Annotated in this window: 14 protein-coding genes; 3 read left to right on the top strand and 11 right to left on the bottom strand. The window is 36.9% G+C overall.

Going from position 1 to position 15,282, the window contains the following annotated elements; translation table 11 throughout:
* Window positions 1-124: 124 nt before the first annotated feature.
* From murG to mraZ, 9 genes are all read right to left on the bottom strand, one after another.
* The gene (gene murG / locus FB551_RS15240; RefSeq protein WP_142018136.1) at window positions 125-1,219 is read right to left on the bottom strand and encodes an undecaprenyldiphospho-muramoylpentapeptide beta-N-acetylglucosaminyltransferase; all 1,095 of its coding nucleotides are present in this window, start codon (window positions 1,217-1,219) and stop codon (window positions 125-127) included.
* A 1-nt stretch (window position 1,220) separates the two neighbouring features.
* Window positions 1,221-2,459 carry an FtsW/RodA/SpoVE family cell cycle protein gene (locus FB551_RS15235; RefSeq protein ID WP_047421942.1) on the bottom strand — a complete coding sequence of 413 codons (1,239 nt, stop codon included), beginning with the start codon at window positions 2,457-2,459 and terminating at the stop codon, window positions 1,221-1,223.
* A gap of 17 nt (window positions 2,460-2,476) precedes the next feature.
* Entirely contained in the window at window positions 2,477-3,814 is a 1,338-nt protein-coding gene (gene murD / locus FB551_RS15230; protein ID WP_142018135.1) for a UDP-N-acetylmuramoyl-L-alanine--D-glutamate ligase, read from the bottom strand.
* Between the two features lie 81 nt (window positions 3,815-3,895).
* Window positions 3,896-5,137 carry a phospho-N-acetylmuramoyl-pentapeptide-transferase gene (gene mraY, locus FB551_RS15225; protein ID WP_142018134.1) on the bottom strand — a complete coding sequence of 414 codons (1,242 nt, stop codon included), beginning with the start codon at window positions 5,135-5,137 and terminating at the stop codon, window positions 3,896-3,898.
* Window positions 5,138-5,215: 78 nt separating this feature from the next.
* Window positions 5,216-6,676: a UDP-N-acetylmuramoyl-L-alanyl-D-glutamate--2,6-diaminopimelate ligase gene (locus FB551_RS15220; RefSeq protein ID WP_142018133.1), complete on the bottom strand. Its 1,461-nt coding sequence runs from the start codon at window positions 6,674-6,676 to the stop codon at window positions 5,216-5,218.
* Between the two features lie 58 nt (window positions 6,677-6,734).
* Window positions 6,735-8,726 (bottom strand): penicillin-binding transpeptidase domain-containing protein, encoded by a 1,992-nt coding sequence (locus FB551_RS15215; protein WP_047426281.1) that lies wholly within the window; start codon window positions 8,724-8,726, stop codon window positions 6,735-6,737.
* Entirely contained in the window at window positions 8,710-9,075 is a 366-nt protein-coding gene (locus FB551_RS15210; RefSeq protein WP_034693891.1) for an FtsL-like putative cell division protein, read from the bottom strand. Before FB551_RS15210 ends, FB551_RS15215 begins: the two co-directional genes overlap by 17 nt.
* 74 nt (window positions 9,076-9,149) lie before the next feature.
* The gene (gene rsmH, locus FB551_RS15205) at window positions 9,150-10,043 is read right to left on the bottom strand and encodes a 16S rRNA (cytosine(1402)-N(4))-methyltransferase RsmH (RefSeq protein WP_047426280.1); all 894 of its coding nucleotides are present in this window, start codon (window positions 10,041-10,043) and stop codon (window positions 9,150-9,152) included.
* 50 nt (window positions 10,044-10,093) lie between these two features.
* Window positions 10,094-10,552 carry a division/cell wall cluster transcriptional repressor MraZ gene (gene mraZ, locus FB551_RS15200; protein WP_047426278.1) on the bottom strand — a complete coding sequence of 153 codons (459 nt, stop codon included), beginning with the start codon at window positions 10,550-10,552 and terminating at the stop codon, window positions 10,094-10,096.
* A gap of 272 nt (window positions 10,553-10,824) precedes the next feature.
* Here mraZ and FB551_RS15195 point away from each other — a divergent pair, with 272 nt between their 5' ends.
* The 3 genes from FB551_RS15195 (at window position 10,825) to FB551_RS15185 (ending at window position 12,714) form a co-directional block, all read left to right on the top strand.
* Complete coding sequence (locus FB551_RS15195; protein WP_047426276.1) at window positions 10,825-11,586, top strand: alpha/beta fold hydrolase; 762 nt, start codon at window positions 10,825-10,827, stop codon at window positions 11,584-11,586.
* A 62-nt stretch (window positions 11,587-11,648) separates the two neighbouring features.
* Window positions 11,649-12,272, top strand: a complete 624-nt coding sequence (yihA, locus tag FB551_RS15190) for a ribosome biogenesis GTP-binding protein YihA/YsxC (protein WP_142018132.1) — start codon at window positions 11,649-11,651, stop codon at window positions 12,270-12,272.
* On the top strand, window positions 12,265-12,714 hold the full coding sequence (locus tag FB551_RS15185; RefSeq protein ID WP_142018131.1) for a GNAT family N-acetyltransferase: 450 nt from the start codon (window positions 12,265-12,267) through the stop codon (window positions 12,712-12,714). The genes yihA and FB551_RS15185 overlap by 8 nt, the downstream gene beginning before the upstream one ends.
* Window positions 12,715-12,846: 132 nt before the next feature.
* Here FB551_RS15185 and FB551_RS15180 read toward each other — a convergent pair whose 3' ends face one another.
* The gene (locus FB551_RS15180; protein WP_142018130.1) at window positions 12,847-13,512 is read right to left on the bottom strand and encodes a response regulator; all 666 of its coding nucleotides are present in this window, start codon (window positions 13,510-13,512) and stop codon (window positions 12,847-12,849) included.
* A 12-nt stretch (window positions 13,513-13,524) separates the two neighbouring features.
* The gene (locus FB551_RS15175; RefSeq protein ID WP_142018129.1) at window positions 13,525-15,222 is read right to left on the bottom strand and encodes a tetratricopeptide repeat-containing sensor histidine kinase; all 1,698 of its coding nucleotides are present in this window, start codon (window positions 15,220-15,222) and stop codon (window positions 13,525-13,527) included.
* Window positions 15,223-15,282: the final 60 nt, after the last annotated feature.

The raw sequence follows: 15,282 nt of genomic DNA, 5'->3' as shown, positions 1-15,282 counted from the left end.
AAACCAGTTCAGAGTTTTATTACTAATATTTTATATTATAGGGCTTTAATCAGCTAATATCAATGACTCGTTAATAAATTAAACTTTAACGGTGTCAGGCTGAGCTTGTCGAAGCCTTTTCTAATTATTTTATTACTTTGAATATCTCGTCTACAATCTCTTTTGCTGCATTGGGTTTGGCAAAATATTTCAGATTGTCGGTCATTTCTTTTCTTACCTCTTCATTCTCGCAGATTTCTGATAAAGTATTCCAGAATTTTTCCTTCATTTCAGAGTCTTTTACCATTCTGGCTGCATTCTTTTCAACCAGGTTCATAGCATTTTTGGTTTGATGGTCTTCCGCTGCAAAAGGGAAAGGAACCAAAAGCACCGGCTTTTGTGCTACGGCCAATTCTGAAATGGCAATAGCTCCGGCTCTCGAAACGATGATATCAGCTGCTGAATACGCCAATTCCATATCTTTAATGAATTCTTTCAAATGAATGGAATCTGGAATCTGGAGGCTGGAAGACAATTCGCTGTAATCCAACTTTCCTGTTTGCCAAATTAACTGATACCCTTTTTCTTTCAGATTATCTAGGTTTTCTTTCCAGGCATTATTCAATGTTCTGGATCCTAATGAACCTCCTACAGACAGAATTGTAAGTTTGTCTTTATTCAATCCCATTTTTTCTTTTGCCTGAGCGGTTTCCTGCATTCCTGAAACGATGTTCTCACGAATCGGATTTCCCAGGAATTTTATTTTCTCTGCCGGAAAACCTTCTACTTTCGGATAGGCTGTAAAAACGGCTTTCGCTTTTTTGCTTAGAATTTTATTGGTAACTCCTGCGTGAGCATTTTGTTCCTGAATAAAGATCGGAATTCCCATTTTACTTGCTTCATAAAGCGCGGGCCCGCTGGCAAATCCTCCGGTTCCTACAGCAAAATCGGGAGCGAAATTTTTGATGATTCTTTTAGATTTTGATAAACTTTTCAGAATCTTGAAAGGAAGTCCCAGATTGGATAACAGGTTTCCTCTGTCAATTCCTGCAATATCAATTCCTTCAATCTTATAGCCTGCCTGAGGAACTTTTTCCATTTCCATTTTTCCGTTGGCACCAATGAACAAAAATTCTGCTTCAGGAAATCTCTTTCTGATCTCATCCGCAATGGCGATAGCCGGGAAGATATGTCCTCCTGTCCCTCCGCCGGATAATAGTATTTTTAATTTTTTGTCCATTTTAAGCAATATCGTTTATTTCTGCTATACTTTGTTTTTTGCCCATTCCTTCTTCATCATAAATCTGAATCCTTGAGCTTATATTTAAAATAATACCTAACTGTAAATAGGTGACCAGCATTGAGGTTCCTCCGTAACTGATCAAAGGCAGAGGCTGTCCTGTTACCGGGATCAGATTCACCGCAACGGCTATGTTTACCGAAAGCTGAATGAAAATCATCACTCCGAGACTGAGCACGAGCAATGATCCAAAAAATGCCGGCATCTTACTGGCAATCATCACGATCCTTATCATCATAATCAGATATAAACTGATCAGAAAAGCAGCTCCTATCACTCCGTATTCTTCTACAATGACTGCGAAAATAAAGTCGGAGGCAGATTGTGGAAGCATTTGTTTCAATGCACTTTTTCCTGGTCCCATTCCGGTAATTCCGCCATGAACAATGGCTGCTTTGGCCTGCATTACCTGATAGTTTTTTGCTTTTACGCTTTCATCATCTACATCGGCAGATTTTGCTTTGCTTGAGGTAAATGTTTCTACACGGCTCATCCATGTGTGAACACGGTTACCACCGATCATATTCGTATTCAGCGCTATTAATAAAAATAGAACAATGGCTACAAATGATGCTGAGATAAATCCTGCAATGTATTTCCAGTGAAGCTGTCCTATGACAAGAACCACAACGGAAACCATTAGAATCATTAATGCCGTGGAACCATTATCCTTTGCTACCAATACGAAAACAAGCAGGATAGGCCCGAAAATATACATGATATTCTCTATCGGAAGCCTTTCTCTGGTGATCTTTTTGGTCAGATACCTGCACAGATAGATGATCAGCATTAAAAAGGCAAATGACGAAGGCTGGAAAGAGATTGGTGTTCCTGGAATTTTCAGCCATCTGGAGGCACTAGCTCCGTCAATGGTCTGTCCCGTAAACATGGTAACAATCAACAGAACAATCATAAGGCCGAGCAGAATACTGCTAAGCTTTCCGATGTATTCATATTTTATGGTTCCTACCAGTCTCATAATGGCTAGTCCCAGGACTACAAAGAACATATGTTTGATAACGTGGCCTGTTGTAGTCCCGTTATTAACAATGTATTCGAGATTTGAACTTGCAGAGTATACCGGGAAAATAGAGAAAATGGAGATCACAAGGATGACCATCCAAAGTACTTTATCGCCCTTTAGAAATTCAAATCTGCTTTCTGTGTTCTGTTCGTCCATATTTAATGCTATTCTGGCTATTGGCCATTGGCTTTTAATACCTGTTGTTTAAACTGGCGTCCTCTGTCTTCATAGCTTTTGAACAAGTCAAAGCTTGCGCAGCATGGAGATAATAAAACGGTATCGCCTTTTTTAGCCAGTGATTTTGAAATTCTCACGGCTTCTTCCATGCTTGAAGTATCATAAATAAGCTCTTTTTTATCTTTAAAGAAATCTATGATCTTCTTGTTATCAATCCCAAGGCACACAATGGCCTTTACTTTTCTTTTGACTAAATCTTCAATTTCGGTATAGTCATTTCCTTTATCTAATCCACCAACGATCCATACGGTTGGTGTTTTCATACTTTCCAAAGCATAGTAAGTGGCATTTACGTTGGTTGCCTTACTGTCATTGATGTATTTTACACTGTCAATTTCAGTCACCAATTCCAATCTGTGCTCTACGGCCTGGAAGGTCATCAGTGAATGTCTGATGCTTTCATTGTTGATTTTTAATATCTTACCGGCAATAGATGCTGCAAGGCTGTTGGCTACATTGTGATTTCCCAGCAGAGACAATTCATCAACTTTCATTGAGAATTCGTCCTTCATTTTTACCACAATTTCATCATCATTCACAAAACCTCCTTCAGATAACTTCTCTTTGGTTGAGAAAGGAACCATTTTAGCCTTTATTTCAAGCTTTTCAAGAAGATTCTTACTCATTTCATCATCTTTGTTATAGATGAAAAAGTTATCATTCTCCTGATTTTCAGTGATTCTGAACTTTGCTAACGCATACTCTTCATAGTTGTAGTTATACTGATCCAGGTGATCCTGAGACAGGTTTAACAATAAAGAAATATAAGGTCTGAAATTCTGAATGTCATCCAGCTGGAAAGAGCTAACTTCCAGTACATAATATTCATGATTTTCATCTGCGACCTGCTTGGCAAAGCTGTATCCGATATTTCCTCCTAAACCTACATTCAATCCGTCATTTTTCAGGATATAATAGATCAGGGAAGTAGTGGTTGTTTTTCCGTTGCTTCCGGTAATGGCAATGATTTTCGCATCTGTAAATTCAGAAGCAAATTCAATTTCAGAGGAAAGCCTGATTCCTTTTTCATGAATTTTATGAATGATGTCTGCCTTTTTCGGAATTCCCGGGCTTTTTACAATCCAGTCAGCATTTAAAATCCTTTCTTCATCGTGGTTTCCTTCTTCAAATTCAATTTCATTATCGGTAAGAAACTGCTTATAGTTATCCTTAATGGCTCCTTTATCTGAAAGAAATACTTCCAGACCTTTCTTTTTAGCCAAATAAGCAGCTCCGCATCCGCTTTCTCCACCTCCTAAAACAACTATTTTCATATTATTTTGATTTAATGATTAAAAGATTTAACGATTAAAAAATGTTTAATGTTTTGATCTTTTAATTTTTAAATTGATTTTTTATCTCATTTTTAGTGTGATCAGACATACAATTGCCAATATTACTCCGATGATGATCATTCGGTTCACGATTTTACTCTCGTGGAAACCTTCTTTCTGGTAATGGTGGTGTAATGGTGACATTTTGAATAGTCTGTTGTTTTGGGCATATTCCAGCCCGTATTTTCTTTTTCTGTATTTGAAAACAACTACCTGAAGCATTACAGACAGGTTTTCAATTAAGAAGATTCCACATAATACAGGAATCAATAATTCTTTTCTTAAAATAATGGCTAAGACAGCAATCACGCCTCCCAGCATTAAGCTTCCGGTATCTCCCATGAAAACCTGCGCAGGATAGGTATTGTACCAGAAGAACCCAATCACTGCACCTACCATTGCCACAGCAAAGATGGTGGTTTCACCCATATTCGGAAGGAACATGATATTAAGGTAGTCTGCAAAGATGATATTTCCGGAAAGGTAAGCGAAAAGAGCCAGCGTGAGCAGTATAATGGCACTTGTTCCTGCTGCAAGACCGTCAATTCCATCTGTGATGTTAGCTCCATTCGAAACGGCTGTTACAATAAAGATTACAATGGGAATAAAGACAATCCATGCCCACTCATGGGCATCTTTATCATTCATCCAGAATAAAATTCCACTGTAATCGAATTCATTATTTTTTGCAAAAGGAACGGTAGAAACAGTAATTTTTTCTGTAGGCATAAAATTCTGCTCCACATTATTTCTGTTCACCACTTTAGCATCTGCATATTTTCTTTTAACGGTGATGTCCGGGTGGAAATACATGGTAATTCCGACAATCACGCCTAAGCCAACCTGACCAACAATTTTGAATTTACCACTTAATCCGTCTTTATTTTTTTTAATTTTCTTTAAATAATCATCCAGGAAACCAATAGCACCCATCCAGAACATTGAAACCAGCAACAGTACAATATACACATTGGTAATTCTTGTAAACAGCAATACAGGAATGATCGTTGCCAGAATAATGATAAGTCCTCCCATGGTTGGAGTTCCTTCTTTTTGTTTTTGGCCATCTAATCCCAGATCACGTACCAATTCTCCCATTTGTTTTGTTCTCAGGTAATTGATTACTCTTTTTCCGTAGACAAGAGCAATAATCAGAGAGAATAATACAGACATTCCGGCACGGAAGGAAATGTATTTCAACAATCCTAATCCCGGAACGTGAATTCCATGGTTGGTTAGATATTCGTATAGATAGTATAGCATAGTTTCAATTGTTAATAAATGATCATTGATAATTGATGAATGATTAGAGCAGTTATTCTTTCAATTATCACTTGTAATTTATTTGCTCATTAATTTCCAAAGCTCATTAATTACTTCTTTGTCGTCAAAATGATGTTTTACACCATTGATCTCCTGATAGTTTTCGTGACCTTTTCCGGCAACTAAAACGATATCTTTTGGTTCTGCAAACTTTATGGCCATTTTTATGGCTTCTTTTCTGTCCGGAATTGAAGTGTATTTGCTGAAGTTCTGAGGTTCAACGCCTGCTTCAATTTCTTTGATGATCTGTGCAGGATCTTCTGTTCTCGGATTGTCTGAAGTGATGATTGCCAGAGTTGATTTTTTGGTGGCAATATTTCCCATTTCAGGTCTTTTGGAGTGATCTCTGTCTCCTCCGCAGCCGAATACGGTGATTAATCTTTCGTTTTTGGTTCTTATATCGTTGATGCTGTCCAGGATATTTTCTAAAGCATCAGGAGTGTGCGCATAATCTACGATAAAGAAAATTCCACCATCAGATTTGAATGTTTCAAATCTTCCGGAAACTCTTTTTAGTTTGCTGACTGCCTGAAGAATTTCATCCTGTTCAAAACCAAGTTCAGCAGCGATTCCGAAGACAAGCAGCAAATTATACACATTGAATTTCCCGGTAAGGGTCGTCCAGAATTCTTTTCCGTTGAAGTTCAGCAGCATTCCGTTGAAATCTACTTCTAGAAGCTTTCCATGATAGTCTGCCATTGTTTTCAAAGCATAAGACTTCTTTTTAGCCTTAGTGTTCTGAAGCATGACATTCCCATTTTTATCATCTACATTGGTGATAGCAATGGCTGTATCTTCTAATTGATCAAAGAATCTTTTTTTAGTTTTTAAATATTCTTCGAATGTTTTATGATAATCTAAGTGATCATGAGTAAGGTTGGTAAAGCCGGCAATTTTGAAGTGGAGTCCTTCAATTCTGTTTTGGGCGATTCCGTGTGAGCTTACTTCCATGAAAGCAAATTCACACCCTTTTTCTACTGCTTCCGCCAATATCCTGTTGATGGTAATCACATCAGGAGTAGTATGGGTAGCCGGAATGATCTCATCTCCAATTCTGATTTCAACAGTAGAAAGCAGAGCTGCCGGATATCCAAGGTTTTTGAAAACGTCAAAAAGAAGGGTAGAAACAGATGTTTTTCCGTTAGTTCCTGTAACTCCTATCAGTTTTAACTTCTCAGAAGGGTTTCCGTAGAAATTGGAAGCAAGCTGACCCAAAGCTTTAGAAGAATCTTTTACCAGAACATAAGTTACATTTTCTGCCAATGTCTCTGGGAATTCCTCGCAAACAATTGTTGCGGCTCCTTTTTCAATAGCAGATGCAATGAATGAGTGACCATCTACCACTGTTCCTCTCATCGCAATATAAAGTGCGTTTTCTGTAACCTTTCTGCTGTCGATCACCAATTCAGTAACCTCACGGTTGTTATCACCGTGGATTTCCAATACTGGGATTCTGTTTACTAATTCTGTTATAATCATCTTTATCAATAAGGCTTTGCCCTATTTTGGTTTAAATGTTCCTTCCGAAACCTTGTTTTTAATTCTGCAGAGATAAATAAATTCTCTGGTTCTTACTGATCGTGGTGCCTTCCAGAGGGAATTGTTCTTTAATTCTTCCTACTCCTTTATAATCGACACGGTAGCCTAGGTTTTCCAGCTGCGGGATTACATTTTTCCCGATTAATCCTACCACATTAGGCATTTGTTTATCATTGACTGCTACTTTAACATTAGGTTCCACCATTTTACTAAGGTTTACCTTTTTGTCTACAAGCATTTCTTTTTCAATATTCTGAGGTGTTTTCAGGAATGTTTTTCCTGCAATTTCTTTAAACACCGGTGCTGAAACGGAACCTCCATAAAATCCTTTTGCGGTATTGGGTTCACTGATCATGACATAACATGTATATTTTGGCGCATCTGCCGGATAAAATCCTGCAAATGATGCACGGTATTTCATTGGGCCGGGCAGCCAGTATTCAAACCTTGCGGTACCTGTTTTTCCTGCCATTTTCAGGTTGGGAGTAAAAATGCTTCGTCCTGTTCCTTTTTCTACGGCTTTGGTTAAAGCACTGGTCATCATTTTAATGGCTTTTTCAGAAGCCATTTTGTTTACCATTACTTCAGGCTTTGCATTGTACATTACTTTTCCGTCTTTCATGATTTTATCAATGAATAAAGGCTTAAGCATTTTACCTCCATTGGCAACTCCGTTGTAGAAGGTTGTTAACTGCAGAAGATTGATGTTGGAAGAATATCCGTAGGAAATAGAAGCCAGCGTTGCGGCATTCCATCTTTTATTTTGCGGCGTTACAATCTTCGGTTTTGTGATCCCTGGAAGCTCGATATCCATTTTGTCGAATAATTTCCAACGTTTCAGATGGTCGAGGAAAATCTGTGGCTTTTCTGCATAATACTTTGTGATCAGCTTTGAAGTTCCTACGTTACTGGATTTTGCCAATACATCACTGATATCGTATGTTCCTCCTCCGTGGCCGTCAGATATTCTCTGTTTCGCATAGACCCAAACTCCGTTTCCTACGTTTACAGTTGTATTTTCATCGATGAATCCATCGTCCATTGCTGCTAGAAGCGAAATGGTTTTAAAGGTGGATCCCGGTTCGATATTATCTTTCAGGGCATAGTTATACGAGTCTTCGTAATCCCCTGAATCTGTTCTTCTTAAGTTAACCAGAGCACGTACTTTTCCGGTTTCAACTTCCATCACAATTACGGTTCCGTGTTTGGCTTCGAAATTAATCAGCTGTTTCTCAAGAGCAGAGTGTGCAATGTCTTGAATTCTAAGGTCTAAAGTGGTGTAGACATCTTCACCATCTACCGGTTCCTGAACTTTCCAGAAGTCGATAGGTTTCCATTGGGAAGAATTGATTCTTTGCTCAAGTCTTTTTCCGTCTGTTCCGGTTAAATATTTGGAGAAAGCTCCTTCAAGTCCGGATTTAAGCTCGCCGTTATCCATACCGATGGTTCCGGCTCCGATTTCTGAAGTGGCCAATTCTCTTTTATAGTTTCGGTCAACGATAAATCCTCCTTTATTTTTACCTCTTTTAAAGATCGGAAACTTTCGGATTCTGTCATACTGATCGAAATCCAGTCCTTTTACCAAAGTATAGTACTGGTTTTTCTTTTTCTTCTGCTCGTCAAACTTCTGTCTGAATTCGCCTCTGGATTTTCCGAACATTTTGCTCAGGGAATCAGTCAGTGCTCCAATATTGTTGGAGTACACCGTATCTTTCATTGTTTTAAAATCAAGATAGATGTCATATCTCATTACTGTTGTGGCAAGAATAGAGCCGTCAGAAGCAAAAAGGTTACCTCGGGCAGCTTTTAAAGTGGCTTCACGATAGTTTTTATTAATGTAATCATCTTTTATTTCCTGGACATTGGTATTCTGAAGGATCACGATCCTCGCCAAGAACATTACAAACACGCACAAAGCTACCACTGCAAAGAGGTAGCCCCATCGTAACGTTTTCTTACGCTTATTGTCGTATTCATTTTGCTTTTGCATCTGTACTATCCAGTTTTATTAGCAATTTATGAGGGTGGTTTTCCAGGGTCATCAGTGAATCCCGTGCAACCTCTTTCCCCAGCTCTGATTCCATTTTTACTTTGATCAGCTTACTTTGGGCGTAAGCATTTCGTGATTTATATTCTTCTGTTTCTTCCTTTAAGGCGTTTACAATTTTTATTTTTTTATTGACGAGATGGTTGGTATAAATCATGGCCATCATCAGAACAAACAAGAGGAGAAAATACCTGTAATGTATTTTGATCTCATCACGATTCAGAAAGTTTCCTTTTATAATATCTATAAAAGTGAGTCTTTTCTGGGGGCGATTTGTTGTTCTTTTTGCCAAAGCTTTTTTTATAATTGATGATTGATAGATGATGATCGATATTCTAAAATCATTGATCAATTATCGGTTATCATTTATACTTTAATTCCTGTTCTCATCTTGGCACTTCTTGCTCTCGAGTTTTCTTCTATTTCCTGATCATCAGGAATGATTGCTTTACTCTTGATCAGCTCGAATGCTTTTTTATAATTTCCGTAGATATCTCTTTCCGGTTCTCCTTCAAACATTCCGTTTTTCAGGAATCTCTTTACCAAACGGTCTTCCAGAGAGTGGTAAGAAATAACGACTAATCTTCCTTCCGGCTTCAATATATTAAAAGCCTGAACCAGCATTTCTTTTAATACCTCAAGCTCCTGGTTGACTTCAATTCTTACTGCCTGAAAGAGCTGGGCATAGAATTTATTCACTTTATGAGGTGGAATATAGCTGAAAAGCTTTTTCAGATCCTCTGTGGTCTCTATGCTTTTTGTTTTCCTGTGGTGAACAATCTCTCTCGCCAGTTTTCTTGCTTCTCTCAATTCGCCGTAGTGGTAAAAGATGTCTGCAAGTTCCTCCTCTCCATATTCATTAATCACTCTTTTGGCATCCAGATTCTGCATCACATTCATTCTCATATCCAAAGGAGCATTACTTCTTGTTGAGAAACCTCTGTCTGCTTCATCAAACTGATGGGAAGATACCCCTAAGTCTGCCAAAACACCATCTACCTGTGAAATGCCATACATCAGCAATGAGTTTTCCAGAAATCTGAAATTCTGATTAACTAATGTAAACCTTGGGTCATCAATTGTATTTTTAAGTGCATCCAGGTCCTGATCAAAACTGAACAATCTCCCTTTGTCGGAAAGTCTGCTTAAGATTTCTCTTGAATGGCCTCCGCCTCCAAAGGTGCAGTCCACATATATTCCGTCAGGATTCGTCACCAAATCATCAACACTCTGCTTCAACAAAACGGGGTTATGATACATGCTTAATTGTGTTTTTTATTTAATACTAATCAATTAATAACCTACTGTCATTATTCTTCGTCAAAAGAGCCCATCACATCTTCGGCCAGGCTTGCAAAATCAGCTTCGTTGGTAGCAATTACCTTTTCGTAGGCCTCTTTATCCCAAATCTCAAAGAGTTCTCCTGCACTGGTGATCACAATCTCTTTCTGAAGATTTGCAAAAACCGTGAGGTCTTTAGAGATCTGCAGTCTTCCCGCATTATCCAACTCTACTGTTTTTACTCCTGCCGTAAACATTCGTATGAAATCAGCATTCTTTTTTATGAACCTGTTCAGTTTATTAATTTTGCCCATCAGTTTGTCCCATGCATTCATAGGATAAACTTCCAGACAAGGTTGGAACACAGATCTTTTGACTACAAACGCCTTATCGTCGAAGTTTTCCATCTGTTTGATTAAAGATGAAGGAACTTTTAAGCGGCCTTTGTCGTCAATTTTACACTCATATGTCCCAATGAAATTTTTCATTTGGGACAAATTTATATAATAATTTCCAAAATTTCCCACTTTTTCCCACTTTTTGACTCAATGTTAATAAGTTTTATTAAAGATTGATTTTCAATAATGTAAAATACTGATATGAAGACACTTGTTGAAAGTCCTATTTAGGCCATAATAAAGCTGTTCTGAAAAAAAAAGTTAAAAAGGAGAATATTATATTATTTTTATCTTAAATTAGGATAATCAAAATTTTTTTGAGGTTTAATTTGTATTTTTGCAGGGCTTTATTAAGGCGTTTTATGATATTTAGTACAAAAAAAGAAAAGAAATATTCCTATGTAGAAGCGGGAGAAGGACATCCATTAGTGCTGTTGCACGGGTTAATGGGTGGTTTGAGTAATTTCGATAAAATGGTAGATTTTTTTTCGGATAGAGGCTTCAAAGTATATGTTCCTCAGTTGCCGATCTATGATCTGCCGGTACTCAATACGAATCTTACCACGATTGCAAAATATATTATCAAGTTTATAGAAAGTCATATTTCTGGTCCGGTAACTATTGTAGGAAACTCAATGGGAGGTCACGTAGGGCTTATATTAACTTTAGCAAGACCTGATCTGGTAAAAAATCTTGTTCTTACGGGAAGTTCCGGTCTTTATGAAAGAACTTTCGGAGACAGCTTTCCAAGAAAAAATGACCGTTCTTATATCAGAAAGAAAACGGAAGAAGTTTTCTATGATCCAAAGGTGGCAACAGAAGATCTTGTAGATGAAGTTTTTGCAGTTGTAAATGACAGAATGAAAGGAATAAAGACGGTAATGCTGGCCAGAAGTGCTATCAAACACAATATGCTGAATGATCTTCCGAAGATTGTGACACCTACCTGTCTGATCTGGGGTAAACAGGATAATGTTACTCCTCCCGAAGTGGCAGAAGATATGCACAAGTTTATTCCTAATTCGGACTTATTCTGGATTGATAAATGCGGGCATGCAGCGATGATGGAAAAACCAGATGAATTCAATGAAATCCTGTATAACTGGATAAAAGATAAAGTTTAAAACATATAAATGACCATTAAGAGCTTTTCTTAATGGTTTATTTTTCTAAAATACATTCAAAAATGATTATCAAGACAGCAGAGTTTGTAAAGAGTAGCGGAAAATGGCAGGAATGCCCTGAACCAAATATTCCCGAATATGCTTTTATCGGAAGGTCGAACGTAGGAAAATCATCACTGATCAATGCAATGATGAATCATAAAGATCTTGCCAAAACATCACAGACCCCAGGGAAAACCCAGCTGATCAATCATTTTTTAGTGAATGAAAACTGGTATCTTACCGATTTACCGGGATATGGCTATGCCAAGGTTTCAAAAGTTCAGCGAAAGGATTTTGAAAAGCTGATCACCAATTATATTTTGAACAGAAGGAATCTGGTTAACCTTTTTGTATTGGTAGATGTAAGGCATACGCCGCAGAAAATTGATCTGGAATTCATCCAGTGGTGCGGAGAAAGTGGAATCCCATTTTCGATTGTCTTTACTAAGGCAGATAAACTAAAGCCGAATGCAGTGGTTAAAAATGTTGAAGATTATAAGGCTGAACTTCATAAAACATGGGAAGATCTTCCAGAGTTGTATATTACCTCAGCAGAAAAGAAAGAGGGAGGGGACAACATCCTTAACTTTATACAGAAGACCAATGAGTTTTTAACCCATAATAATATAAGCTTCGATGAGTAATATTGTCTGGAAAATCAAAACGTTTGATGAGTTTACTGTCCCGGAATTATATGCGGTACTGAAAGCACGCATTGATGTTTTCGTTATTGAACAGAACTGTCCTTACCCTGATCTGGATAATTATGATCAGAAAGCGGTTCATATCTGGGCTGAGGAAGACGGGGAAGTGCTAGCCTATTGCCGTGTTTTTGACAAAGGAATAAAATATGATGAAACTTCCTTCGGCAGAGTTTTGACGACAGAGCAGGCGAGAGGTAAGAGTCTTGGAAAACAGTTGATACAATATGCTGTAGAAACCATAGAAAACCGTTTTCATACTTCTGAAATCAGAATTTCAGCACAGGATTATCTGTTAAGATTTTACAGTGCATTCGGATTTGTAGATACAGGAAAAAAATATCTTGAAGATGATATTCCGCATACGGAAATGGTAAGAAAGTAAAAAGGTATCTCAAACGAGATACCTTTTTTCGAACTGTATAAAATTATATTGGGCGTTATTAGTTTTTCATCATTTCTTACTCCAAAAGTAGAACAATTGAGAAAACTGACCTTACGGAAAACCGTAATTGGTTTAAATAATTCCCAAATCTTTACAAAAAGCAACAAGTTGTTCATTGCTTGTTATCTGAAGATCTTCTTTCATACTGTTGAGTTTTTTCTCTACACTGCTTAAGCTATTGGGCTTAATATCGTTGTTTTGAAGATAAACAGGGATGTTTTTCTGTAAAACTCCCTGAGACAAAAGAGATACTAAAGTAATATCATAAGTGGAGAATTCATAATTGTTAAGCTTTTTTACTTCCTGTTTAAGATCTAGAGAAAGGTAATTCTCATTCACATAGGTTGAAGCAATAGCTTTTTTAAGTTCTTTGGAGTCGTTTCGGGCTTTACGAACAAAACCATTGATTCCATATTCGTTGAAAAGACTGTCGATAACTCCGGATCTATGCTCTGCTGAAAAAACAATGACCTTTAAAGAAGGCTGGAGCTTTTTAATGGTTTTTATCAATTCTTTTCCATCTTTAAGATTTTGCATGTTGTGGTCTTCTTCAAAAGAAAGATCTGTAATTAACAAATCATAAAGATCATTTTCACGAATGGATTTTTGAATTTTAGCTAATGCATCATCACAATAATAAACATAATCTGTGGTGGAAATAGTAAGGTCTTCTAATGTTTTCTGTACAGAAATACTGCTGCTTTCGTGATCTTCAGCTATTAAAATTTTTTTGAACATTCTTTTTCTTTTTTAAGAAGCAGGAAATGAAATATAAATTTTCAACCCTTTTTCGGTTTCATTGTCAAAAATAATTTCTCCATGAATAGCTTCAATACGGGAATCCGTATTTGTCAAACCATTTTTGTAAGTAATTCCTTCTGAAATGCCGATGCCATTGTCTGTATACTGAATTTGTATCCTGTTATTTTTTCTTTCAAATTTAAGGGCAACATGGGTAGCACGACTATGTTTTTTCATATTGACCAAAAGTTCCCGTATAATCTGATAGATTTCTTCCCGTGTAAATTCTTTCAGGGTTTCCCATATATTTTCATCATTTCCGGCAAGGTAAGTTTTTACATTTTCATTATTAAAGGATGCGATAAGAGTGGATATTCTCTTACTAAACTCAGGTTTATTTTCTGAGACCGCTTTCTCATAGGAAATATCTCTGGACTTTTCATACACAAACTCCAGTTCATCCAATACTTTTTCTTTATCAAAATCTTCCTGATTTTCGATCCTGGTCATTACCTGATAAATACCGTTGGCTACCACATCGTGAATTTTCTTGGAAACTTTTAGCTGCTGTTCTTTTAGCTTATTGTCAGATTCTAGAAGCAGGGTCTGCTTACGTTTTTTATACCAAAAGAAAGCACCAATTATAAGAGCAAGCGTTCCCAAACTTATGCTTATAATTAAAATATTTTTTTTGGTGATTTGATATTCCTTTTGGACAAGACCTTTCTGAAGCAAAAGATTTTCAGCTTTCTTTTTTTCCACATCAAATTCTATCAGAGCAAATCTGTTTTTTGCTTTATCTCTTGATAATTGAATGCTGTCATTAAGCTGTTGATATTCTGAAAAGTAATCTTGTAAATGAATTCCTTTATCATTTTTCACCAGAAAATCCAGAGCCTCTAGTCGGTCATTAGGATTTTTTATTGCCTTTGCCAGTCGATATTTTTCATGAATATGATACAGAGCTTTAGTCTTATCTAAAGGGAGATAATATTCAGCAAGATGAGAATGGCTGGATATAAGACCAGATTTATCATTGATTTTTTGTCTTAAAGCAACCGCCGTCAATAGACCTTCTTCTGCCTTATAATCATTATTTTCAAGCCAGCTGATATAATTGTAATTATCTAAAATTCTCGCATAATCTATTTCATGTTCCAGTAGCTCTTTATCCTTAAGCAAAGATTGATAGATCCGGATTCCTTGTGAATAACTTTTCAGTTTTCCATAGGTGTCTGCAATATTATTTTTAATTCTGATTTTCTGATAATTATCTGAACTTGCCTGCAGTGCTTTATGATACCAGGTAAGGGCTTCTGCATAATGTTTGAGATTTTTTTCAGATATCGCAAGGTTATTATAAATGGAAGGAAGATAAGCCGAATCTCCCGGAAGTTTTAAAAAGGATAAAGCATCAATCGCTCTTTCATTACTGCTAAGATAATCCCCGATGTCATTTAGGATAATGGCCTTGGTTATTAAGCAGGACGCTATACTTGCTGAATCATTCTTGAGCTTATAAATACTTTCGGCTTTTGAAAGGAGAGTAAATGCTTTTACATTATCATTATTATATAAAGATATTGCTTCATTGTACATTTTGTCCGCTTCAGTTGGAGGGACTTTTACCGGAGAATTCCTGTTTTCAGAAAAATTGCAGCTAATGAATAAAAGAAAAATTCCTACAAATTTAAAACCGGGATACATGATAATAATTGATAACAACTAAAGATATTAAAAAAAGGACAATTTTCATTGCCCTTTCTG

Origin of the sequence: Chryseobacterium aquifrigidense, assembly GCF_006716485.1 — a bacterium.
Taxonomy (GTDB): domain Bacteria; phylum Bacteroidota; class Bacteroidia; order Flavobacteriales; family Weeksellaceae; genus Chryseobacterium; species Chryseobacterium vietnamense.
This window is presented reverse-complemented; position numbering and strand designations above follow the sequence as displayed.